This is a genomic window from Lentilactobacillus laojiaonis (genome assembly GCF_020616595.1).
Classification (GTDB): Bacteria; Bacillota; Bacilli; order Lactobacillales; family Lactobacillaceae; genus Lentilactobacillus; species Lentilactobacillus laojiaonis.
On record NZ_CP085278.1, the window covers coordinates 1195342 to 1219754 of the forward strand.

At 34.8% G+C, this 24413-nt stretch carries 28 protein-coding genes; 11 read left to right on the plus strand and 17 right to left on the minus strand.

All coding sequences use genetic code 11. The features are described 5' to 3' along the window. Positions 1-219: 219 nt before the first annotated feature. Both apf and LHL71_RS06210 read left to right on the plus strand, forming a co-directional pair. Positions 220-759 carry an aggregation-promoting factor gene (gene apf, locus LHL71_RS06205; RefSeq protein ID WP_430689990.1) on the plus strand — a complete coding sequence of 180 codons (540 nt, stop codon included), beginning with the start codon at positions 220-222 and terminating at the stop codon, positions 757-759. A 118-nt stretch (positions 760-877) separates the two neighbouring features. Next, positions 878-1747, plus strand: a complete 870-nt coding sequence (locus LHL71_RS06210; protein WP_227360944.1) for an alpha/beta hydrolase — start codon at positions 878-880, stop codon at positions 1745-1747. Positions 1748-1785: 38 nt separating this feature from the next. On the opposite strand, the gene LHL71_RS06215 is transcribed toward LHL71_RS06210, so the two are convergent. The 4 genes from LHL71_RS06215 to LHL71_RS06230 form a co-directional block, all read right to left on the minus strand. Then, positions 1786-2694: an aldo/keto reductase gene (locus LHL71_RS06215; RefSeq protein ID WP_227360945.1), complete on the minus strand. Its 909-nt coding sequence runs from the start codon at positions 2692-2694 to the stop codon at positions 1786-1788. Positions 2695-2764: 70 nt separating this feature from the next. Next, positions 2765-3532 (minus strand): (S)-acetoin forming diacetyl reductase, encoded by a 768-nt coding sequence (locus LHL71_RS06220; protein ID WP_227360946.1) that lies wholly within the window; start codon positions 3530-3532, stop codon positions 2765-2767. 60 nt (positions 3533-3592) lie between these two features. After that, positions 3593-4792, minus strand: a complete 1200-nt coding sequence (locus LHL71_RS06225; RefSeq protein ID WP_227360948.1) for an MFS transporter — start codon at positions 4790-4792, stop codon at positions 3593-3595. Between the two features lie 123 nt (positions 4793-4915). Further along, complete coding sequence (locus tag LHL71_RS06230; RefSeq protein WP_227361628.1) at positions 4916-5806, minus strand: DMT family transporter; 891 nt, start codon at positions 5804-5806, stop codon at positions 4916-4918. A gap of 239 nt (positions 5807-6045) precedes the next feature. Between LHL71_RS06230 and LHL71_RS06235 the strand changes: the two genes are divergently transcribed. After that, positions 6046-6477 (plus strand): hypothetical protein, encoded by a 432-nt coding sequence (locus LHL71_RS06235; protein ID WP_227360950.1) that lies wholly within the window; start codon positions 6046-6048, stop codon positions 6475-6477. A gap of 11 nt (positions 6478-6488) precedes the next feature. Here LHL71_RS06235 and LHL71_RS06240 read toward each other — a convergent pair whose 3' ends face one another. Continuing rightward, positions 6489-6935 carry a universal stress protein gene (locus LHL71_RS06240; RefSeq protein WP_227360952.1) on the minus strand — a complete coding sequence of 149 codons (447 nt, stop codon included), beginning with the start codon at positions 6933-6935 and terminating at the stop codon, positions 6489-6491. A gap of 19 nt (positions 6936-6954) precedes the next feature. Continuing rightward, complete coding sequence (locus LHL71_RS06245; protein ID WP_227360953.1) at positions 6955-8523, minus strand: Nramp family divalent metal transporter; 1569 nt, start codon at positions 8521-8523, stop codon at positions 6955-6957. A 436-nt stretch (positions 8524-8959) separates the two neighbouring features. On the opposite strand from LHL71_RS06245, the gene fucP reads away from it, so the two are divergent. After that, on the plus strand, positions 8960-10297 hold the full coding sequence (gene fucP / locus LHL71_RS06250; RefSeq protein ID WP_227360954.1) for an L-fucose:H+ symporter permease: 1338 nt from the start codon (positions 8960-8962) through the stop codon (positions 10295-10297). Positions 10298-10327: 30 nt separating this feature from the next. Here fucP and LHL71_RS06255 read toward each other — a convergent pair whose 3' ends face one another. Continuing rightward, positions 10328-11074 carry an NADPH-dependent oxidoreductase gene (locus LHL71_RS06255; RefSeq protein ID WP_227360955.1) on the minus strand — a complete coding sequence of 249 codons (747 nt, stop codon included), beginning with the start codon at positions 11072-11074 and terminating at the stop codon, positions 10328-10330. 98 nt (positions 11075-11172) lie between these two features. Between LHL71_RS06255 and LHL71_RS06260 the strand changes: the two genes are divergently transcribed. Further along, positions 11173-11856, plus strand: coding sequence for a VIT1/CCC1 transporter family protein (locus LHL71_RS06260; RefSeq protein WP_227360956.1), 684 nt, complete (start codon positions 11173-11175; stop codon positions 11854-11856). A gap of 9 nt (positions 11857-11865) precedes the next feature. After that, entirely contained in the window at positions 11866-12552 is a 687-nt protein-coding gene (locus LHL71_RS06265; RefSeq protein ID WP_227360957.1) for a VIT1/CCC1 transporter family protein, read from the plus strand. Here the strand turns inward: LHL71_RS06265 and LHL71_RS06270 are convergent. Genes LHL71_RS06270 through LHL71_RS06280 form a run of 3 tightly spaced genes read right to left on the minus strand, consistent with a single transcriptional unit; the run spans position 12549 to position 14920 of the window. After that, positions 12549-12872 carry a type II toxin-antitoxin system PemK/MazF family toxin gene (locus LHL71_RS06270; protein WP_227360958.1) on the minus strand — a complete coding sequence of 108 codons (324 nt, stop codon included), beginning with the start codon at positions 12870-12872 and terminating at the stop codon, positions 12549-12551. The two genes, LHL71_RS06265 and LHL71_RS06270, sit on opposite strands and share 4 nt — an antisense overlap. Before the next feature lie 14 nt (positions 12873-12886). Then, complete coding sequence (locus LHL71_RS06275) at positions 12887-13153, minus strand: AbrB/MazE/SpoVT family DNA-binding domain-containing protein (protein ID WP_227360959.1); 267 nt, start codon at positions 13151-13153, stop codon at positions 12887-12889. A gap of 15 nt (positions 13154-13168) precedes the next feature. After that, on the minus strand, positions 13169-14920 hold the full coding sequence (locus tag LHL71_RS06280; RefSeq protein WP_227360961.1) for a glycerophosphodiester phosphodiesterase: 1752 nt from the start codon (positions 14918-14920) through the stop codon (positions 13169-13171). A 147-nt stretch (positions 14921-15067) separates the two neighbouring features. Between LHL71_RS06280 and LHL71_RS06285 the strand changes: the two genes are divergently transcribed. Beyond that, positions 15068-15664: a nitroreductase family protein gene (locus LHL71_RS06285; RefSeq protein WP_227360962.1), complete on the plus strand. Its 597-nt coding sequence runs from the start codon at positions 15068-15070 to the stop codon at positions 15662-15664. 55 nt (positions 15665-15719) lie between these two features. On the opposite strand, the gene LHL71_RS06290 is transcribed toward LHL71_RS06285, so the two are convergent. The 6 genes from LHL71_RS06290 to LHL71_RS06315 form a co-directional block, all read right to left on the minus strand. Next, positions 15720-16031: a DUF2316 family protein gene (locus tag LHL71_RS06290; RefSeq protein ID WP_227360963.1), complete on the minus strand. Its 312-nt coding sequence runs from the start codon at positions 16029-16031 to the stop codon at positions 15720-15722. A 27-nt stretch (positions 16032-16058) separates the two neighbouring features. Beyond that, positions 16059-16388: a DUF1048 domain-containing protein gene (locus LHL71_RS06295; RefSeq protein WP_227360964.1), complete on the minus strand. Its 330-nt coding sequence runs from the start codon at positions 16386-16388 to the stop codon at positions 16059-16061. After that, entirely contained in the window at positions 16389-16712 is a 324-nt protein-coding gene (locus tag LHL71_RS06300) for a PadR family transcriptional regulator (RefSeq protein ID WP_227360965.1), read from the minus strand. A 106-nt stretch (positions 16713-16818) separates the two neighbouring features. Further along, positions 16819-17850, minus strand: coding sequence for a WxLIP family cell surface protein (locus tag LHL71_RS06305; protein ID WP_227360966.1), 1032 nt, complete (start codon positions 17848-17850; stop codon positions 16819-16821). A 68-nt stretch (positions 17851-17918) separates the two neighbouring features. Next, complete coding sequence (locus tag LHL71_RS06310) at positions 17919-18533, minus strand: WxL domain-containing protein (protein ID WP_227360968.1); 615 nt, start codon at positions 18531-18533, stop codon at positions 17919-17921. Positions 18534-18639: 106 nt separating this feature from the next. Next, a complete protein-coding gene (locus LHL71_RS06315; RefSeq protein WP_227360969.1) occupies positions 18640-20841 on the minus strand; it encodes a hypothetical protein in 2202 nt (733 codons plus the stop codon). Between the two features lie 157 nt (positions 20842-20998). Here LHL71_RS06315 and LHL71_RS06320 point away from each other — a divergent pair, with 157 nt between their 5' ends. After that, positions 20999-21400: a hypothetical protein gene (locus tag LHL71_RS06320; RefSeq protein WP_227360971.1), complete on the plus strand. Its 402-nt coding sequence runs from the start codon at positions 20999-21001 to the stop codon at positions 21398-21400. Positions 21401-21681: 281 nt separating this feature from the next. Beyond that, a complete protein-coding gene (locus LHL71_RS06325) occupies positions 21682-22791 on the plus strand; it encodes a lactate oxidase (protein WP_227360972.1) in 1110 nt (369 codons plus the stop codon). Positions 22792-22819: 28 nt separating this feature from the next. Here the strand turns inward: LHL71_RS06325 and LHL71_RS06330 are convergent, their stop codons facing one another. Continuing rightward, a complete protein-coding gene (locus LHL71_RS06330) occupies positions 22820-23413 on the minus strand; it encodes a YczE/YyaS/YitT family protein (RefSeq protein WP_249778701.1) in 594 nt (197 codons plus the stop codon). Between the two features lie 258 nt (positions 23414-23671). On the opposite strand from LHL71_RS06330, the gene LHL71_RS06335 reads away from it, so the two are divergent. Both LHL71_RS06335 and trxA read left to right on the plus strand, forming a co-directional pair. Beyond that, the gene (locus LHL71_RS06335; RefSeq protein ID WP_227360974.1) at positions 23672-24058 is read left to right on the plus strand and encodes an iron-sulfur cluster biosynthesis family protein; all 387 of its coding nucleotides are present in this window, start codon (positions 23672-23674) and stop codon (positions 24056-24058) included. A 16-nt stretch (positions 24059-24074) separates the two neighbouring features. Next, complete coding sequence (gene trxA, locus LHL71_RS06340; RefSeq protein ID WP_227360975.1) at positions 24075-24386, plus strand: thioredoxin; 312 nt, start codon at positions 24075-24077, stop codon at positions 24384-24386. Positions 24387-24413: the final 27 nt, after the last annotated feature.

Here is a 24413-nt window from a genome sequence, read left to right on the forward strand (position 1 = left end):
TTTTGAGCATTTTTTGTGATTGTAACTATTTTGTAATAATTTTATTAAACCCCCATTTTAATAATATCTATCAATGTAATAATTTTGTCTTATTTAAAAACTTGCTTGACGAATGTTTATAATTTGTTAATATTTAATCTCGTGGTCATTTACGTATATATGGCCTTTAATATTAGATCCTATTGTAGGGACTAATTAAATTTTAAAAGGTGGTTATTTATTATCAAAAAGAATTTATTATCTTTCGCAATTATTTTCGGTTTCTTCGGTCTAGGAGCAATTACTGCTAGCGCAAATACATACACTGTTAAATCAGGCGACACTTTATCTACTATTGCTAGTGCAAACAATGATACTGTTGCCAATATCGCCAACAAAAACAACATTTCAAACATTAACTTAATCTACGTTGGAGAAAGCTTAGAAGTTGGTAACACTACTAGTGCTGCTAATACTAACACTACTTCAACTACTCCAGTTGCTAACACAACTGTAAATAACACTACAAACTACTACACAACTTCAACAGTATCATCAAGTGACGATGCTGCTAAAGCTTGGATCTCAGCTCGCGAATCAGGTGGCTCATACACTGCTACTAATGGTCGCTACATTGGTAAATATCAATTAGATGCATCATACCTAAATGGTGATTATTCAGCTGCTAACCAAGAACGAGTTGCTAACCAATATGTTGCTAGCCGCTATGGTTCATGGTCAGCTGCCCAATCATTCTGGCAAGCTAACGGTTGGTACTAAAATTCTTTAATCAAAAAGCCTCAGTAATCTGAGGCTTTTTTTGTTGCCTTAAAATAAGCAAAATTAATTATGCTTACTAACCTTCGTGATAATATTTTAATTAAGGAAGGTTAGAAATATGAAAAAAATACTAAAACATTTAGCAATCATTTTCTCAAGTATTTTGGCGATCGCTTTAGTGGGTTATGGAATTTATTGGTCGATGGGTCTGCAAACCATTAGCGACCAGCATTTAGACTTAGACCAACGTAATTCTAATTATCAATTTTCCACTACACCAACTTTATTTTTACACGGTTGGGCAGGCGATTCGCGAACTTTTAATCAAACCATTGATGCCATGCAGAGTTATCATGTCGCTGAAAAAACTTTAACGGTTTACGTTGATTTTCATGACCATCTTCATTTTAATGGTAAATGGGATAATCGTGCGATCAATCCCATGATCCAGGTAATCTTTTACAAGAATTTACCGTTAAAATACGATAGCCAGGCCCCCGTTTTGGCTCACATTTTAGCTGAGTTAAAGACTCGTTATCATGTCCAGAAATATAATATCGTCGGTCATTCCTGGGGAGGTAGCGTGGCGGCCACTAATTTGATCTTATATGGCAATAATCACCAACAACCTCAACTGAATAAAATGATTCTTTTAGGCGCCCCCATTGATGAAAATCTCCACACCCGTGGAATTACTCCTAAATCAGGGTGGCCCCTTTCGCAAAGTAAAAGTTATAAACTACTATTAAAAAACCGTGATAATCTTAAATATCAAAAGCAAATCTCTATCTATAATATTATGGGGCGCTTAGGTAAAACTAAATCCGATAATTCCGTTAATATCAATGAAGCAACCGCGTTAAAACCGGTGGTTCAAGGATATCCTAATGTAGATTATCATCAAGAAATTTTACCAAATGTTTCTCATTACCAACTTCATTCTAAAAAATCGGTTCTCAAACATGTCGCCGATATCTTATGGCAATAAAAAAAGATTACTTCTTTAATTAGAAGTAATCTTTTTTGTTAATCAGCATAGTTAGCCGGAGAATCTTCACAATGATCAACTTCATCGCCCCATGATCCGTTGGGATTATGCCATTTGAAATCATCATAATGAAGAACTCGATGATCTTGGCCTTTATCTAAATTATTAATTAGTTCCATATCTTGATCAGTTAACGAAAAATCAAAAATTTGACTATTTTCGATAATTCGTTGTTCATGAATCGACTTAGGAATAATAACTAAATCACGTTGATATTCCCAACGTAAAATAATTTGAGCAACCGATTTCTTGTAGCGGACCGCAATTTGGTTAATTACCGGGTCGGCTAGTGCTTCTCCGCCCCCTAAAGGAGACCAAGCTTCCATTTGAATTCCTTGTAATTTATTGTTACTTAAAATTTCATTTTCTTGATTATAGGGATTAAATTCCATCTGATTAATTGTAGGAGTGATCGTAGTACGATCCAATAGTTGATTTAATCTTTCAGTATTAAAATTAGAAATTCCCAAAGCTCGAACGCGACCATTTTTATATAAAGTTTCCATTGCTTTATATGTATCAATGAATTTACCATCAACCGGCCAATGAACTAGTAATAAGTCCAGATAATTTAAATTTAATCGTTTAAGCTGATTTTCAAAGGCATATAACGTACTATCGTATCCTTGATCCCCATTAAAGACTTTGGTAGTAATAAAGATATCTTTCCGATTCATCCCCGTTTTTTGAAGTCCTTCACGAATACCTTGACCTACTCCAGTTTCGTTACCGTACTGTTTAGCTGTATCGATTAATAAATAGCCATTCTGAATGGCAGTTGAAACTGCATTTTTAGCTTCTGTGTTATTACTTTTCCATACCCCCAAACCAAACTTAGGCATTTTTACCCCGTTATTTAATTCTAAAGTTGATTTTAAATTACTCATATTAATCCCTCCTCTATACATGTTAGTCTAACACTAACAAAAAAGACTCGCATTAGCGAGTCTTAATTTTTTAATGAAATTGCATTCCACCATCAACGATAATGGTTTGTCCAGTAATATAATCGGAGTCACTACCAGCTAAAAATGAAACTACATTAGCAACATCTTCAGGTTCTGATAAGCGTTTCAAGGTAATATCTTTAGCAAATTGATCCATACCCCAATCATCATCTTTACCAGCATTTTGTCCGACTTGGTGAGCAATATCAAACATCATTGGAGTTTTAACAATACCAGGTGCATAGGCATTCACAGTAATATTTTGTTCAGCTAAATCTCTAGCAGTGGTTTGAGTTATTCCACGAATTGCAAACTTAGTACCTGAGTACAAGGCTAAGTTAGGATTACCAACTACACCGGCTTGAGAAGTAGCATTAATGATTTTACCACCGTGATTTAACTTTTTAAAAGCTGCCACTGCGGCTTGGGTGCCCCAAAGTACTCCACCAACATTGATACTGTATACTTGTTTGAATTGATCTTCAGTAATAGTATCAATCGGCGTAGTAGGTGCTACCCCAGCGTTATTAACAATCACATTGAAGTCACCTAATTTATCAATCACTTCTGCAACTGCTTTTTGCATATCTGCTTGGCTAGAAACGTCTGCTTTAACAGCAATCGCATCTTCACCTAATTTATTGGCTTCTTCAGTAGCTTTATCGATACTACGATCAACTAATAAAGCGACTTTAAAACCATCCTTATACAAACGTTGTGCAATGGCTAAGCCAATTCCTTGGCTAGCCCCGGTTACCATGGCAACTGGTTTACTCATAATGATTACCCCCAAAGTTTAATTTTAATTACAAATTAATTATATTAAACTTAGACATAATTATCTATTAGGAATTCGTGAATTAATTCTAAAAGTCAAAATAAAGGATGCAAATAAGAAAACTGCTACTACTAAGTATGGATAATGATAATTCATATCTAGTAAGGCGCCGGAAACAATTGGTCCAATAATATTACCCACACTGGTTAAGGACATATTTAAACCATTTACAAAACCTTGATTGTTGGTGCTAGCTTTAGTTAACAAAGTAGTGATAGCAGGTCGAACCAAATCAAAGGCGGTAAAGGCTAATAAGGTGGCAATAATAACTTCTAATTTTCCATGTGACATAATAATCCAAATAGTCCCGATAAAGGCTAATAAGAAGCAGTAACGAATTACTCGTTTCTCACCTAGCCAAGTAACCATTCTTTCAAATAAAGCAATTTGGAAAAAGAGGGAAATTAATCCATTTAAGGTTAAAACTAAGGCAATATTTCCCATGGTAAAATGAAAGACCTCATTTACATAGATACTATAAATACTTTCAAAACCAACTAGTCCAAATGCGGATACTAAAATCATTACAAATAATATTCCCATCGGTCCCTTAAGCATTTCAACGGCTTCTTTTAAGACACTTGAACCAGGCTCAACCGTACTTTCGTGATGGTGAACTTTAATATGAGATTGTTCTTGTAAGGTTTTATCATTAGGCATTAAAGCAATTAATAAGACCATACTAATTAGTCCTAGAACCGCAGCAAACCAAAAAGGTGTTTTATAACTCGATTTGGCTAACATACCACCAATTCCGGGTCCTAAAATTAGTCCCCCACTAAAGGCTGCCGACAATAATCCAATTACCTTAGCCCGTTGTTTGGGCGTAGTAACATCCGCAGCTAAAGCATTTGAGGTTGGCACGACCATCGCTGCAGCTAATCCTCCAATGGTTCTAGAAATATCAAACATAAATAAATAGTTAGTAGAAGCAAATAAGATTTCTGAGAACATGAATAAAGCTAGTCCCCAAACTAACATTGATTTTCGACCAACTTTATCAGAGATTCTCCCCACAATCGGTGAAGCTACTAATTCAGCAAAAGCAAATAAAGAATTCATAATTCCCATATCAGTAGCTGATAAATGCAATTCAGTTTTAATAAAGGGCATAACCGGAAAAATTAAACTCATTCCTAAACAGACGAGGAAGTTACTAAAGATTAAAATTCCGATTGTACGTTTTATCTTTTTCGACATGTATACGTTCTCCTTATTTTTTATTAGCGAATTTTTGTCAATAAAAACTATTCTATAACATTTAGAAAGTTAAATGCAACTTAATAAATAATGTTAACAAAAAAAGCCCATATAATAGGCTTTTTAACGACGATAACGTTGTAATATAAAGATAGCGATAATTACTAAGACAGATCCTAAACATTCTACCCAGTTAAACTTAAGGCCTAAGAACAAAATACTTAAAACAAAAGTTACTACCGGTTGAACCGCATCTAAAATACTTACTACCGATGATGGAGCGAAGTTTAAACTATGTAACAATATTAAGAATGGCAAAATAGTTCCAATTAAAATTATTGTTAGAATAGCAACGATCGTACTAGTATGAATTGGTGGCACATTTACCCAGAATGGATGATAAATGTTAAATAAGACTCCGGCAATCACTAATGCCCATCCCAATACAATCATTGGTGGATATTCCCGATTAATCGGTGTCGGTAAGACCACATAAAATGCTGCCGTGATTCCAGATAAAATTCCCCATATCAAGGCATTAGTTGGAATGGCAAGTTCATGAATATTTCCTCGAGTAATTGCAAGAAATACCCCAACTAAGGCTACTATAAAGGAAATAACATCAGCAGAAACTAATTTTTGATGAAAGAATAAGGCTCCACCAATTACAATAAATAACGGACTTAAATATTGTAAAATAGTTGCCGCTGAAGCATTTCCCTTTTGAACACTCATGTAAAAAGTAAATAAATTAGCCATTAAGCCAAAAATTGCATAGGCAAATAACCAACCAACTGCTCGCCAAGACTTAAAGATATCAAAAATTTTAGTTCCATAACGGATGAAACTTACCACAATTAAAATCAAGCCAGCTCCACTAGTTCTAACTGATAAAACCCAAGTTGCTGGTAAAGCTTGGTGAGAAACAAATTGTAAAACGGTTCCTGAAATTCCCCACATTGCTGAAGCAATTAATGCCCAAAAAATACCAGTTTTTATTCGTGATTTGGTCATTTTTTCAGTTTCTTGCATTTTTAACTTCTCCTTTCGAATCCTAATCTATATATTATAGCAAATCGTTTCATAAAATATTCGTATTTAACCATAACTTAATTAAATTGTATATTAAAGGACCTTAACAAAAAGATGTACAAACCGTTACAGTTTGCAAATTCGATTGTATTTACTTGCAAGCAGTGGTATATGGCCTTAAATTATAAGCAAATACAATTTGATTGAAGGGATGCGATAATATGGTTAAAAAAATATTTTCAACAGACGTTGTTAAATTGTTTCTTACAATGCTATCTAGCATTATATTATTAATATCTTTTGGCGCATTGGCCGATCATGTATCGGCTAATACCGTAGCTAAAAACGAAGCATCTATGGCCAATAGTTTTTCAGTTGTACCTTCAATTACTCTAGATCAACAATTTCAACTTAAGAAAGTTAAAAATAATCCAGAAACTAAGGACCCGGATAAAATCACTTATCATGAATTTAATAAAAACATTACTGATAAACCCAGAATCATTAATAAAAAATCGCACCACAATATCGTTAGTTGGATAGAGTTTTTAATAATTACCATTTTAATCATCGGCTGCCTGATTTTTACGTTTTTAAAAATAAGAAAAGAATATCATCAACAACGATATACTAAAAAAGATCCCGCACATTAGCGGGATCTTTTTTATCTAACTACCATTACTGAAATTGGTGAGTGTTTTGACATATAAGCGGCTTGCGAACCAAACATCTTTTTAAGACCCTTGGTAGACATTGAACCAATGATCAATAAATCCGCATCAGTTGCCGGAATGACACTATTTACAATAGTCTCACCAGCATCGCCTTCATCGACGACCATTTCAACTTTCTTAACACCAGCTCGTTCGGCTAAATTTTTATAGTCATTCAAATGTTTCATAATTTCATTACGTTCATCATGAATATGATTTTTATCTAGCGCTTGAAATACTGACATATCCTCATTTTCTAGGATGGTCGTTAAAATTAACGTAGCGCCGGTATCTCGAGCCTGTCTTACTGCATAGCGATAGGCTAACTGCGCATCTGGTGAGTCATCAACCCCCACTAGGATTCGTTCAAAATTATGTCTAACTTCATTATTATTCATAATCAATTTCCCCTAATAATTAGTTCTTATTTTGTGATTCTAAATAACGTTTGTTACTACGATATAAATCGTAAATCATCCAGGCAAGTAATGCTAGACAAAGTACAATTACAGCATAAGCTAGCGTATCGGCCATCATCAATTGTTGACTAGTTGGATGAGCCCCAAAGAATGCTTCAAATTGACCTGGTAGACCGGACATATTCAAGTAAGTTAAACCAATTACCGAAATCCAGCCGAGTAATTTAACAATTGTGGAATTTTTAAATCGTTTACCCATTTCACGTTCACTATCAGTAAACATTAATAATGGGAGCATTGAAAATGGTAGCGCAAAAGCTAAGAACACTTGGGAATTATTCATTAATTCATTTAAAGCTTCGTGTTGTTGTAATTCTGGTTTTCTACTAGTTAATAAAACGGCAATTACTACGGGAACAACAGATAGTAAACGTGTTACTAATCGACGTAACCATAGTGGCATTCGTAAGTTAATAAAACCTTCCATAATAACCTGACCAGTTAAAGTACCCGTAATAGTTGAATTTTGACCTGAAGCTAATAAGGCTACCGCAAATAAAGTAGAAAGAATTCCTGTTTTAGCTACGGTGGCTAAAATTCCATTACTTAAAGTACTTGGATCAGATAATGCTTTGTAAAGACCAAAGAATGATGGATCGTTGATAGAACCAGCCTTAAATACGGCAGCCCCTACAATTAATAGTAAAGCGTTAACCAAGAAGGCCATTGATAATTGAATATTTGAGTCCCACATGGTAAAACGAACAGTTCTTGCAACATCTTCTTCATCATCATGATCAACAATTCGAGTTTGTGAAATTGCTGAATGAAGATATAAGTTATGAGGCATAACGGTAGCACCAATAATTCCTAATGCTCCGGTAATTGGAGTAATTCCACCAATTTCTGGAGACTTAGCGAAGGTGCCGGCAGTTGGAATAAGCCCCTTAATTGCCGCTCCCCAATTAGGATCAGATAATGCAACTTGATATACAAACACAACGAAAATTACAAAAATCAAACAAACTACAATTGCTTCAATTTTTCTAAAACCGATTTTAGTTAGAAGTAACAAGACCATAACATCTAATACGGTGATTAATACTGCAACTAATAATGGGATTCCAAATAATAAATAAAGGGCAATCGCTGCACCAATAACTTCCGCGATATCCGTCGCCATAATTGCTAATTCAGTTAATATCCATAAAATTATACCTAATGCTTTACTGGTTCTGGCACGAATAATTTGCGCCAAATCCATCTGTGTCACAATGCCCAGTTTAGCCGCCATGTATTGCAGAAGCATCGCAATTAAACTCGACATTAAGATAACAGACATTAATAAATATTGAAAACTTTGTCCACCAGTAATTGAAGTTGACCAGTTACCCGGATCCATGTAACCAACTGCTACTAATGCACCTGGTCCAGAATATGCTAATAAAGTTTTAAAGAAACCTTTATCTTTAGGAACTTCAACGGTTCCATTAATTTCACTTAATGATGGACCGTTGGCATATTTAACTAATTTTGTTTTCTTTTCTTTTTTATCCTTGTTTGCCATGTTACTCCTCCTTTTTATTCCAATGCCATTTTATCAACGATTTAGACAACTGTAAACAATTAATTTGGATCGCCTAACTTTACGTTTTAAAACACCTAACAATTAGCTTTTGTGAGCAATTTATTCTAAGAAATTTCCATAATTAAATAAAATTTGAATTTAATTTATTAAACAATTAGGTTATAATAAATTCATGTATGAAAACGTTATCAACAAAACTAAAGAGGTGGTTACTTTGAATCCAGCGGTCATTAATTAATTAATTTTTATAAGCTCCATTATAATAGAAATCAATCAATAAGCTTTAAATTTTGATTTTTAAATAAATTTTTCTAAATTAATCACAAATTCAATTGGTAAAATTATCACATTATTGATATAATGCATTTGTGAAAAAATTATTAACACACTATTTTAAACCAAAAGGAGATTTACAATGCAGTCTACCGTTAAACAGAGTTCTTCTTGGACCCAACTTTCTGATGGGTATCTATCAAAAACTCCCATATTTCAATATATAATTGTTTCACTTATTTTCCCTCTATGGGGGGCCGCTGCTAGTTTAAACGATATTTTAATCACACAATTTAAAACGGTTTTCCAACTCAATGATGCCGCTACTGCTTTTGTTCAAAGTGCCTTTTATGGCGGATATTTCTTAATTGCGATTCCCGCTTCGTTAATTATTAAAAAGCATAGTTATAAATTTGCTATTATGATGGGACTTATTTTTTATATTCTTGGTTGTGCAATCTTTTTCCCAGCATCACAAGTAGCTACTTATAGTATGTTCTTAGTGGCGATCTTCGCCATTGCCATTGGGTTGAGTTTCTTAGAAACTTCATGTGATACCTATGTATCAATGTTAGGACCTAAAAAATCTTCTACCATTCGACTTAACCTATCTCAAACTTTAATTCCTTTAGGAGATATCACTGGAATTTTATTAGGTAAATTTTTAATTTTTGGTTCAGTTGGTAATTTAAGTGAAAAAATGAGCCACATGCATGGGGCCGCTCGTATTGCCTATGGCGAAAAGATGTTACAATTAACTCTTCGTCCATACAAATACATTTTAGCTGTATTAGTAATCATGCTAATTATCTTTGCAATTACTCCAATGCCTAAAGCTAAAGCCTTATCAACTACTAATGATGATAAAGAAGTTGAAGATCGCCCATCACTTAAAGATACTATCAAATATCTTTCAAAAAATTCCGGCTTCAAAAAAGGTGTTTTCACTCAATTCATCTATGCTGGTTTACAAACCACAGTTTGGTCATTTACTATTCGTTTAGTACTTAACTTAAACCACCACATTACTGATAGTGCTGCTTCAACTTTCATGGTCTACAGTTACGTTGCCTGGTTTATTGGTAAAATCGTTGCCAACTACTTCATGACTAAATACTCAATCACTAAAGTTTTAGCAATTTATTCATTATTAGGAACGATTGCTTTAGTTATTACCTTTACCATTCCAAATATGATTGCCGTTTATGCCGCAATTATGACTAGTTTCTTCTTTGGTCCTGAATGGCCAACTATTTACGCTCACACCTTAGATAAAGTTACTGATAAGAAATACACTGAAACTGCCGGAGCTATCATTGTTATGGCCCTAATCGGTGGAGCTTTAATGCCAGCTATTCAAGGAATCGTGTCTGATATCACTGGTTCAATGCAACTATCATTCATCGTTCCTGCTCTTTGTTACTTATATATCACAATTTACTTCATTTCCGAACACCGTCGCGAAAAGAAACTTGCTTAATAAAAAAACCTCCCTTTATAGGGAGGTTTTTTAATTGAGCATTAATCCTTGAGATTGGATTGATTCAAACACATCAGGACGTTCCATTCGGTTGGTCAATTCATCCACAATATGTTCACTAAAAGTCATCTTTTTATTATTGGTATCACGACTATTATAGTAATTTGCAACTACCTTATTATAGTCAGCCATTTTAGCATGAAAATTAAACGGTACCTTGTAACCATTTTGGAAATACATTAATTCCTTGGGTAAGCGTGGCTTTAAATCAGGAATTTCCGCTGGATAGCCAACGGCTAATCCGAGTAACGGAAAGGTCAATTCGGGTAAATGTAATAACTCAATTAAGTGTCGAGAGTTATTCAAAACACTTCCCATAATAGTAGTTCCTAAGCCCATTCCTTCAGCGGCAATCACCATATTTTGAGTAGCAATTGATGCATCATAAACACTAGCTAAAAATTTATCAGTTGAGCTAAGCATTTTAGGATTTACTCCAGCTTCTTTTGCTAACTGTAAATTTCGATATTGATCAGCTATAATTACAAAGTAATGTCCACTATCTTCCATCCAATGTCTGGTGGTTAATCCACCAATTTCATGTAAAATATCGGGATCCGTTACGCTGATAATTGAATATTGTTGTGAAAAGGTGCTAGTAGCGGCATGCTGAGCGGCTGAAATTAATTGATCAACTTGCTTTTGCGTTAACTGCTTATCTTTAAATTTACGTATGCTGCGATGTTCATTCATTAATCCTAAGATTGGATTTTCCATTAGTTAACTTCTCCTAACATTTACTTTTATGTACTTTAGCTTTATTATAAATCTACTTATACTTATTTACCTAAAATTTATACTAAGGGGTCGACTTCATGAAAAAAAAGTTTAGTTTAGCTAAACGTTTAAACATTATGCGAGCTGCCGTTATGGGCGCCAATGATGGTATTATTTCAATTGCCGGAATTGTAATTGGAGTTGCGGGAGCCACTACCAATCAATTTTCCATTTTTATTGCGGGAATCTCCGGAATTTTAGCGGGAACCGTCTCTATGGCAATGGGAGAATATGTATCCGTTAATACTCAAAAAGATTCGGAAAAAATTGCGATTAAAACCGAAAAAGATAATTTAGAAAATAAATACGAGGAAGTTTTTAGCTTTGTTGAGCAAAAATACCTAGACGAAGGTATTGATCCTAAACTAGCTAGACAAGCTACTACTGAAATGATGGAAAATGATCCCCTCACTACCATCATTCGTGAAAAATATGGGTTTAACGTTAATGAATTTACCAGTCCCTATGATGCTGCGATTTCATCAATGATTGCATTTCCGCTGGGATCAATTTTGCCCATGGTGGCGATTTCCATATTTCCGAATAACATTAAAATTATTGCCACTTTTATTGCGGTTTTAATTGCTTTAGCGATTACCGGATATAGTGCGGCTAAATTAGGTAACTCAAACCGTAAGCATGGGATGCTTAGAAATATTATCTCAGGAATTATCACCATGGCAGTGACTTACTTTATTGGTCACTTAATTGGAAAATTTTAGGAGGGCCATATGACAAAGAAGAACAAGTCTAAACAAACTATGGACGAAAAACTCAATACCCTCCGTGCCGGGGTTTTAGGATCCAATGACGGAATTTTAACCGTTGTGGGAGTCTTATTTAGTGTGGCGATTGCTACTACTGATCCCTTCACGATCTTTATTGCTGGTTTAGCCGATTTATTAGCTTGTGCCTTTTCGATGGCCTCGGGTGAATATGCTTCGGTTAGTACCCAAAAAGATACGGAAAAATCTGCCGTTGTTAAGGAAAACCTTTTAATTAAAACGAATTTTAAAGATGAATTAAAAGTCGTTCAAGATTTTTATATACAAAAAGGAGTTTCCGAAGAAACCGCCTATAAAATCGCCGAAGATTTAATGCATAAAAATCCTCTTAAAACCGTGGTTAGCGTTAAATATAATATTCAAATTGGACATTATCTTAACCCTTGGGAAGCAGCTTTTTCATCCCTCTTTGCTGCTGCCCTAGGTGGTAGTTTCCCATTACTTGCCATGACACTAACTCCGGAACCATTTAGATGGCCCGTTACGATTCTATCAGTTTGTTTATCAGTCGCATTAACTGGATTTATTAGTGCTAAATTAGGTGACGGTAACACCAAAGAAGCCGTTACCCGTAACGTGATCGTCGGAATTATTACTATGATCATTCACTATTCTTTAGGAATGCTTCTCTAATAGGTTTCTGAAATCATTTTTAATACTTCATCTAAAATATTTTGCGGACATTTTTCTACAAAGTGGGTATCTCGCGCATGGGTATCTAAAGTGCGTTCCTGCTCGGTTAAAATTTGCCCGCTCGTAATTAGATTAGCTGGTAATTCAATGTGGAGCGGAAATTTTTCTCCGTGGGTAGTAATCGGAACTACCTTAGTTAAATTAGTGTAATGATTAAAATCGTTATTCGATACTACTAATAAAGGGCGGTAACCCGATTGTTCGTGACCTTTGACGGGGCTTAAATCAGTTTTTATAATATCGCCTTGTTCATAAATCATCGTTACTTCCCCCACTATTTAAAAATTTCATTTCCCATGGATTTTCCCCAATGAAATTCATGGTTATTCTTAATTTTTTCATGATAACTATTAACATCAAAATTAGCGAAACGTTGATCTAGTTTGGATACGTTTGGCTTTTTTTTAATGGTAATTTTTTCATCATCATGATCTAAATACACTGCTTGGTCTTTTTCAGTTAGTTCTAATTCTTCTAACATGCTAGCTGGTAAAATAATGCCCTTTTTACCATTAATTTCAATAATTTTTGCGATTGCCATGATTCTTCCTCCATATTATCTAATTGGAAATTGAACGTTTAACATGTAATTTAATAATCGTTTAGCATAATTGTGGCGGTTATCTGCTAACACCCGATTTAATTTTTGAGCATCATTAGTTACAATCCCGTCAACGCCTAAAAAATACATTTTCTTCATATCATTAGCATTATCGACCGTCCAGGCCAATACTTTTTTATGTTGTAGATGGGCCTGCATGATAAACATCGTATTTAATGTTGGATATTCCATCGTGTACATGTCCCCATGCATTTGCGGAGTTCCTAGTAAATTATATGACATAATATAGCCCGTTTTTAAGGTTGGGGCTTGTGATTTAATGGTTTGAACGGCCTCAAAATTCATTGAATGCATTAAATCATGGTCCTTTACCAGTTGTTGACCATATTGTTGCATAAATTTTTTAGCAAATTGTGCACTAGTAAATTTAGTGTACTTTAATTCGACCAACAACTTTTGATGATGTTGCTTAGCAACTGCGAAATATTTTTTAAAACTCACTAACTTGGCATGATGACCAGTTTCTTTAACCGTCATATTTTCCAGTTGATTTAAAGTAAAATGTTGTGGGCTGTGGTTCTGATTGGCTAATTGTTTAAGATTATCATCGTGCAAAACTACAAATTGGTGGTCTTTAGTTTCTTGGACATCAATTTCTACATAGTTGGGGTTTACTTGGTGGGTTTTTAACATCGCTGGCAAGGTATTTTGCACGCCATCATTTTGATTGACCCCGCGATGCGCAATCACCATTGGTTCCACTAATAACTTACTATTTACTGTCCAAGTATTTACGCCTAAATAACCAATCAACAAGCCTAACACTAGCCAACGACTAATTGGATAATGGGGTCGTTCAAAATCAATTGGCTGGTTAGTTTTACTTTTATGTAACACGATTAAAATAATCATGGTCGTTAAGTAAATCTCATTAAAAATAATAATGAGGCTAACCAAACTAAAATTAAAACTGACTACAATTTTGGCATATGTCATTAAATGTTGATCCACTAAAATTTGAAGATGATAAATTAACCAAAAAATACCTAAAGTCACTACTTCAGTCACTAAAAATAGTAGACTAATTGCCCCTAATAAATTTAATTGATTAACCTCAGTAATGGAAAAACTACCTTGAACAGCGTGGCGGACCGTATAATGCTTAAAGAGCATTAAGGGATACACATAAATTAACCGTATACTTAAATATAAAATTACCAAGTATACCGCCACGATTACCGGCCCCCAGTACTGACTAAATACTAGCGAAATTACTTGATTGGTAAACCGCAAACGTCCTAATAAATCAATTCGCAAACCTAAGCCGACTAATGGCGCTAAAGCAATAAAATAAATTAAAAATATGCCCAGCGCTTTACCAGCCTGGCGGATAGCCGCAAAAGTTTGTTTAATTAGGCTAGTAAAACGAACGTACATATTATGACTGATTTGGTAATTACCTAAGATCACAAAAATAAATTTAAAGTATAAAATTAATACCGCTAATCCCCATATTAATAAGATGCCTAGCATTAAAAAGGGTTTATTTTCCCAAAGTTCGAAAAAATTACGATAGGAAATAAAGCCCACCTGATAAGTATTTTGAATTACGTCGCCTAGCAAGATAAAGACCCCCACTAAAATTAAGTCCGTGAGGAGACTGATCGACACCATCAGACTGATATAATCTTTCCAATGATTAATAAATTGTTGATTGGTACTTTTTAAAATTTGCAAAATTTTCAACTTACTAACCACCTTTATCTTGTTTTTAGCTCTATTCTACCGAAAAAAATTTAAAATATGTGAAATTTTATTTGCAATTTCTATTTACTTACTTTTTGTTAGATGATATATTATATTTAACACTTACAATAAGTTAGGAGATTGATTATGACTAAATTTACTGATACTTTAAAAAACCGTCGTTCAATTTACGCATTAGGCCGTAACGTTAAACAAACCCCAGAAGAACTTGAAGCTTTAATTAAAGAAGCTATCAAACAAAGTCCTACTGACTTCAACTCTCAATCTACTAGAGCCGTAATCCTATTTGGAAATGCTCACGAAACTCTTTGGAACATTGTGGAAGATACTGTTAAACCACTTACTCCAGCTGAAAACTTCCCACGTACTCAAGCTAAGTTAAAAGGCTTCCGTGATGGTTTCGGTACCGTAATGTTCTTCACTGATACTGATGTAGTTACTGAATTACAAAACCAATTCATTCCTTATGCTGACAACTTCCCTGGTTGGGCTGAACAATCAAACGGAATTGCTAACGCTAACACTTGGGTAGCCTTAGAAGACCAAGGTTTAGGTGCTAACTTACAACACTACAACCCAATTATTGATGAAGCCGTTGCTAAAGAATGGAACATTCCAGCTAACTGGAAACTTCGTTCACAATTAGTCTTTGGTTCTAAAGAAGGCGAAGCCGGCGAAAAAGAATACATGGACGATGCTGAAAGATTTAAAACTTTTAAATAATTAGTTTAAAAAAAGACCACTGTAAAGTGGTCTTTTTTTGTTTCACATGAAACTTTTAATCATCACCAGGTGACATTTTCCCCGCATCAATCGCATCCGTATCTAAAAAAATGTAGCGGTGATAATCACCTCGTAAGACGGAAAATGGTACGGGTGACTGATGATTTTCTAGAACTTTTTTAATTAAATAGTGACTTAAAATCCAAGGATCTTCTAAAGCTTGTTGATCAAGTTTCATGATTTTTTTAAACTTAGTTTTGCTAATCTTTAAATCATCGGCAGCTTGTTGGGCGGTTAAGCCCGCTAATTCAAAATTAGTTTTTAATTCATTAATTGCATTTTTACGTTGTGTATCATTTAGTGACACTTAAATCATCCCCCAAATCATAGTGTACTAGATTTGGTTAAATTTATCGCGTAAGTTATTTTGCATTTTCGCAAACCAGAGATTATCCGGATATTGAGCCATTAAATTATTCGCAAAGATAACGGGATCGTCCCCAATCACTTGTTTTACAGGCACACGATTAGCGGCACTTTCCGTAAATAATTCTAGGGTCTGATACAAGACCTCCATAAACCCATTATTTCCCGCAAAATTATACATATATTTTTCTAAAGCCTCTAACGCTTGGCGATATTCGCTAGGTAATTGTTGTTTCTCAGCCTTATATTGGTGATAACGTTGTTTGTCAGCTAACATCTTTTTAAAATAATTTTTCATTTAAGCTTCCCCTTTAATCATTCGTAATTTTTCTTCAATAAACGCCTGCTTTTCCCAAAAACTAGCTAGATAGGCTACTCCCGCAGCATTTAAGGTATAAAACTTGCGCATGGGACCAATCTTAGATTTGCGTTTGGTTACCGTTAGTAATTGTTTCTTTTCTAACCGGATGAGCACCGTATATACCGTGCCTTCGACGATATCTTCAAACCCGAGTTCATTTAGGTAACGTGTGATTTCATAACCATATGTTTCACCCTGGCTAATCTTTTGGAGCACCACACCTTCTAAAACACCCTTTAACATTTCAGTTAATCCATTCAACTGACTTCCTCCATCTACTTAGTATTACTATTTACTGCTATATTGTATTGCTAAGTAGATAAATAGTCAATAAAAAAACCAATATCAATTTGATATTGGTTTAACTTTAGTATAAGTCATCTTCGGTTTCTTCGTCTTTTTTGCGACGCTTGAGCCAGATAATTAACCATAATAAGAGTAATAATATGATGATTAATAAGACAATCCACCACCAATTAAAACCCTTTTCGGCGTGTAAGTTAGCTTTTTCAGCTTGTTCTTTAGTAATGGTAAAGTTCTTAGTAAATTCCCAATGGCCTTCATTAGCATCTGCTACGATTCTAATTTGGTAATTTCCCGCTTTCAAACGTTCACCCTTAGTATTAACTAAATAGTTAAAGTTTGATCGGGGCGCCATCCCTAATTTACTGCGGGTAGTTTCATAAAGTACCCGATTGTGTTGCTTGATTTGACCCTTGATTTTTAGGTTCGTAATCATGGCAGGTTGCGTATTTTCTAAATTGGCTGAAAAGGCCGGGCTAAAACTAGCCGCTTGATCAATTCCCGTGCTAATGGTATTTAATTGCATATCGGGTTTGACACTGCCATTTTCTCGTAGCACTACGCCCAATTGTAAGGCAAATTTATTATGAATCGCTAAATTACCTCGGCTAGATTGCTTAGCTGTATCGGTCAACTGACTTAGGTAAATAGCCCCTTCTAAAATGCCCTTGTAAGGCTTGGAAGGCATAATCAATGGAAAACTAACAACCTTCTCTTCTTTAGGTTTTAGCGTGATGATTTGCTTACCACCCGTCAAACTGGATAGTTGGTTAATCTCTGTAGAGAGATCTTTAGAATAGGGATTAAGTTGATTATACGATTCAGTCCCATTACCAGAAGTATAACTAGTATTAACACTTCCAGCGATTTTTAATTCTTGATTGGTTAAGTTATATAGCTTAACTTTTAAATTCGTATGTTGACCCGGTTTAACTGTCATATCAAAATAGCCGACAGAATCATTGGTTTGGTAAGGGTTGTCCACTCGACTGGCAGTAAATCCCATTCCGTTATTAGCTGCATCTGCATTAGTGGTAAAAAATCCTAGCATTAATACGCCTATGATCACGGCTAGTAAGTATCTAAATTTTTTCAATTTAAACTCCTTAAAATAAACAAGAGCCTAGACATTTGCCATCAGCTCTTGAAGTTAAAAATATTTAATTATTTAGTTGCAGATGCATTTCCATCTGAAGATGTATCTGCAGCAGTTTGACTTAAAGTCCAAGTAATATTTGCATCATATTGTCCGGCAGTTAAGCCAGATTTTTGGTCACCAGTAGTTGGAGTCACTGTTAAAGTTGTATCATCTTCTTTTGGTGTACTTGAATAAGTATATTCATTACCGTGAGCAATCACAGATGATCCTGTATTACTAATAGTTCCTAAACCTTTATAATTCAATACACCATTAAGACTTGATTTACCGTTACTAAATGCTGCCATAGTAGCATTGACAGTCCATCCAGCATCTGTTCCACGGTAATCAGTAAGATCTAATGAGTTTTGATTTGATTTACTTTCAGCATTGCCTTTTACAGCATCAGTTCCAGCTGCATAATTTAAAGTAGTAGTGTTATTTTTTACTAAATTTTCAAAACTTACGTTGTTAAATAACATATCCGGAACTTCATTTAAGGTTAATTTACCGGCATCGACATTAAATTCAGCAACTGATGTATTTCCTGCTGGTGTTTCAGCAGCGTTTACTGATAATACTGATAAAGCAGAACTACTTAATAAGGCAGCTACTGCTAATAATAAACTTGTTTTTTTCATTTTACCCACTCCTATTTATTAAATTATAAGCACCCATTCACCTATAACTTAAAACTTGTATTCTTTATAATTTTATCCCAAGCTAGTGCCTAATACAATACGTAGTTTAGCTGGCCAGCTGAAGGACCCACTTTAGCGGTAATTGTTTCTTATCCAAATCAGTAATACCTTCTTTAGGGGTAAACGCTAATTTAACTGATAACTTGTCATCTATTAAATTGTTATTACTAAATAGATTAATATCTTCAACCGTAGTTGGTTCTAATATATTATCATTAGCCGTAAAGTTACTCCAACTATCATTTCCTAACAAAGTATATCCGTCTGAAGCCGTCTTTAATTCGGAATTAAAACCAAAGTCTAAATTATATTTAATTCCCCAATCATTCGTAGCCGGTAAACTCAATTCTTTTACGTAATTACTATTATCGGTGCGATTAAATTTGAAGAACGTCGGAACTTCAACGGATAACTTTCCGGTTTCATTTAACTTAAAGGACTTGGTTGTGTAATCCTCAATATTCTCAGCGGTGGGAGTAACGCCATCGGGAACTAAAGCAAAGTGTAAAATATTAGTTCTAGTAACATCTAAATTAAGTGATTGGGTTGCGGGTTCTCGATCAGGCAGAGTATCGAGACTGCTAATGCCCTTCGAAGTAAAAGTTCCATCACTTAAACTGTCAATTTTAAAAGTCGATAACTTATGAACTGTATCTCCAGCCTGAATGCTACCGTCTTTAATTAAGTTGTCTCTATCTTGATTGAACCAATAATACAGATTATAAGTCCCGTTTACTTTACTTAAATTAACTGCTAAATCACTGAATTGGCTTTTATTACCATTAATATTTTTGAGACTTTCATCAGCAGTATCTGTCACCGTCTTTTCCTCGTCCGTATCATATTTATAGGAAAGACTATTAATATTTCCTAGGTTGTTAGGATCTAAGTTATTTAAATCATCACCTCTGATATTTCCGGTATCAAACGCTCCTGCGATTACTCGCATGGATAGCATGTTATTTTCCAACCTTATGTTTTTACCAGAAATTACACTACCTAGAAAATATTGTCCTACATTCGCTATATCAACGTTGGCTTTAGGAGCAATTACCGTTCCAGTAAATTTATTATTCGGATCTGCTTGATCAAAAGTTACATAATTATTACCGGACACTTCTAAATTCGGAAAATTATTTAAAACGCGACTAGCGATTAATTGATTGACGGTAGCTTTAGAACCATCTGAATTCTCAACATTAGTTTGACCCGTAATTGAACCATTAATTTTAAATACATAAGGATTATTCCAAGTACTATTAATATTCTGTTCATTTTCGTAACCATCCCAATTAAAAATAATATAGGGCGCATTTTTATACGATGCAAACCAAGGATCCTTATCATGATCCTTACCACCGTATAGTTTTTGCGTAGTAGTATCCATATTATTGATGTTTACCGTAATATTAGTACTGTTTTTGGGCAATTTAATTACAACTATAGGTTTATCTGTATAGCCATTTTTTAAATTAATTGTGACATTATTATCCGAAGAACTATGATCAACATTAACCGACTCTACCGAACCATTAAAAACCGAATCATTTTTAGTAGTAAATGAATCATAATATTTAGAAATATTTTCAATTTGGTCTTTAGCGGCGGTGAAATAATTTTGAGCATCAACCGCCTGTGGGTCTAAATCAATAGACTGTCCATTATGATTTTTTTCGTAATTTTTAATCAAAGAGTCCTTATTAATTCCAAATGCTTCCGTATCACCAACATTTTTATCTAATAATGTGGTCATTAATGCCTTATGCATAGTATTTTTAGCAGTATCAGACCATGTTCCTGACTCTTCATGTAAACTATTAATAATTAGTTTATTATTAGGACTTATTTTTAAGTTTTCAATACCTTTAATAATGTCAGAAACTTCTTTTTCATTAGGATCAATCATATGTCTCAGATTTTCCCCTTTTGTATCATCAGATAACTTATTGGTTGTAAAAATTGGAGCAAAGTATGATAATTTACCCCACTGTAGGTTTTGTCCTTCACTAAATTGATCAACACTATCGCCCATTTCATTAGCGGCATAACTTCCTTCTAGTTCATGAACTGGACCACCATTGATTTCTAATTTTCCGGCTGCAAAGGCATTATAATTGGATCCCACTCCAAGAATATAGCCTTTCTCGCTAGGAAAGGGTTGGCTACTAGCATGCGCTAGCTTCCCAAATGACATCATTGCCCCCACAGCTAACATCAAATTTCCCATATATTTAATTACTTTATACATTTAATACGTTTTCTCCTTTAAGTTCATTCCACTAAATTAATAATATACCTAATGGCATCCATAATATAGATATAATTCAAATGATGTTTATAAAACTAACTCCACCCTTTTTGATTTAAATAGGTTTATACTATGGCCCAAAGGGGAGGCCATATCAATGAAAACTTTAAATTCAATGTTAGTTTTGGCATCATTTGGTATTTTAGGTGGAGTAAGTCTAAATCAGCCAAACCAAATGACGGCCCACGCAGCAACCAAAGTCGTCAAAACCATTCCAGCCAATTTCCAACACAAATGGCTCGGTAGTTTTGATGAATGGACCCGTTTAACACCTCATACCCAATCAATTGGCTATCGAGAATATACTAGTTGGTTAGTAAAAGCTAAAACTGTGAAAGTTTATAATAAAAATCACATCCGAGTTTATTCTTACAATATGCCAACATTTGATTACCAATTAAAATACAATAAATTAAATCAATTTCAAGAAAACACCAAGAATTGGCACCTTTATTCGCACATTGTGGGTAGTGAAGCCACCTACGCTTTTCACAAATAAAAAAGACTGCCCAAAGGCAGTCTTTTTTATGCTAAGGTGTGAAAATCCGCTCACAGCCAAAGCTTCTTTTGACAATCCACTTATAGTAGTCGGAAGTGATTGCCAGCGCAATAAGCGTTCATGACATAAAGCCATGATGGTTTGGCACCATGTAGCTATATTAACAGAATCAAATTAGCTAATCAATTTTTTATAAGATAAATTTTAATTCAATTACTTGCTTACTAAAAGTAAGTGAACTATAATTAATTTTATCTTATAACTATATGGAGGGATTTTAAATGACAGATGTAAATGGTTATGAACAAAGTGATCGTGAAGAACACATTAAGGTATTAAATCTTGAATCATTACAGGAACGTGCTAAAAAGATCATTCCAACTGGTGGTTTTGGATACATTGCTGGGGGTTCTGAAAACGATTGGACTTTAGAAGCCAACCGTAAAGCCTTTACCCACAAACAAATCTATCCTAGAGCTTTAACCAATATTGAAAAACCTGATCTCAGTACCAACGTTTTTGGCATTGATTTAAAAACTCCAATCATGATGGCACCCGTAGCTGCCCAAGGACTTGCTAATTCTCAGGGGGAAAAAGATACTGCCAAGGCCTTTGCTGCTGAAGGTGCCCTAATGGCTCAAAGTACATATTCATCATCATCGATTGCCGATACGGCTGCCGCTGGTAATGGATCACCTCAATTTTTCCAACTCTATATGAGTAAAGATTGGAAATTTAACGAAGCTATTTTAGATGAAGCTAAAAAAGCTGGCGTTAAAGGCATCATCTTAACTGTAGATGCTACCGTCGATGGTTATCGCGAAGCTGATATCGTTAATAATTTCCAATTCCCAATTCCTATGGCTAACTTGGAAAAATTCAGTGAAGGTGCTGGTAAGGGCCAAGGTATTGCTGAAATTTATGCAGCCGCTGCTCAAAAAATTAGTCCGGAAGATGTTCGTCGTATCGCCGAATATACTGACTTACCAGTAATCGTTAAAGGTATTCAAACTCCAGGTGATGCTGAATTAGCAATCGGTGCCGGAGCAGCCGGAGTTTACGTTTCTAATCACGGGGGACGTCAATTAAATGGAGGCCCTGCTTCCTTTGACGCTTTAGAAGCGGTAGCTAAGACGGTTAGCGGTCGTGTGCCAATTATCTTTGATAGTGGTATTCGTCGTGGTTCTGATGTATTTAAGGCGCTAGCTTCTGGTGCTGATTTAGTTGCCATTGGTCGTCCAATTGTTTATGCCTTAGCCTTAGGTGGCGCTCCAGCTGCTCAAGATGCTTTGCAAGAATTAAACAATGAATTTAAAACTACCATGCAATTAGCTGGTACCAAAACTATTAAAGACGTTCAAAACACGACTTTAGCCGAATTTAAATATTAAAAAAAGCACTCCAAATTGGAGTGCTTTTTTACATTTCTGGATCCATCCAAGCAGTAAAACCGGGTAAAAATTCGGTATAGAAATCGACTAAGCGACCTGTAATCAAAGCGGCAACAATCGAACCTTCTCGTACCCCGACAAACCCATGTAGGGCTAGCAAGGAAATGATCACGGCGGTTAATACCATCGTAGCATCAGCCCAAACTTTAACTTTGGGAAATTTCTGCTTAAACCGAACCGCAATCGCCATGGAAATACCTTCTCCGGGCATCACCACTGCATGCGAGTTAATTTCTAAATAAACTCCTAAAGATAAAATCACAATACTTATTAAGGTAACAATTACGCGTTCTAAATAATTATTTACGGGAACCCAGCTAAATAATTTGACACATAGGTCAATAAAGACCCCAAATAGGATTCCCGGCACTAATTGTAACCAAGCGGTTTGTGAAAATTCTGACCGTAAGACCACCCACTCCAAGAGAATAAAAACTACCATAAATACAATCGTTAATTGGCCAATAGTCAGTGGTAAAAACATACTTAAAACATTGGGAATACTAGAAATTGGCGACGTGCCTAGGCCAGCTAATCTCGCCATGGCTACGCCGATAGACATAATAAATATCCCACATATTAAAATCACTAAACTTTTAATAATTTCTACAAATGATCGATTTCTTTTCACAATGCGTGCTTTTGAACTCCTTTTAAATGGTTTTTATTAGTTAATTCTAATTTACGGCTAATTCTGGGGCCTTGTCAAATTATTTTCAGCTACGCAACGTAGTAAGCCAATCATTAGGAGCATTTCTCCAATGAGCTTATAATTTAGTCGATAATTTAATTATCAATAATTTATTGGGAGGACATTGCCATGAAACTAAATATTACAGATACTGCTTTAACCGCATTGCAGGATAAAGTCAGCGATTATCACATTTTCGCTTTAATTTTAGATGATGGATCTAATAAGTATTCCGATATTGGCGGTACTTGTTCCATTGGGGACAGTTATCAAATAGTGGCATTAGATCAAGTGGATCCCGATTTTAATGAACAATTATCTACTAATAGTAATGATCAATTTTATAGTACTAAAAATGAATTTACTTTTTGGGGCAATGGTCTAACTTTGGACTACACTGCCAATAATTTTGTTTTAAGTGATGATAGTGGCGTTTTAGATGGTGCCGTTTTATTAAAAATTGGTACCAATCAAAATCCTAATGTAAACGTCCAAAATCAATCCGCTAGAAGATAATTTAGGAGGCGTAATTATGGTAATTGAAACTAACGATAATAATTTTACTTCAGATACCCTCAACGGTCTGAATGTTACCGACTTTTGGGCAACTTGGTGTGGACCATGTAAAATGCAATCACCAGTCATTGAAGAATTATCCAATGAGATGCCCGATGTTAAATTTACCAAATTAGATATTGATAAAAATCCGCAAACGCCTGAACAATTTGGAATTATGAGTATTCCAACAATGCTCGTTAAAAAAGACGGCGTAGTAGTAGACAGTATTGTGGGTTACCACAGTAAAGACCAACTAAAAGAGATTTTAAGTCAATATACGGCCTAATAAAAAAAACGCAAACTACTAGTTTGC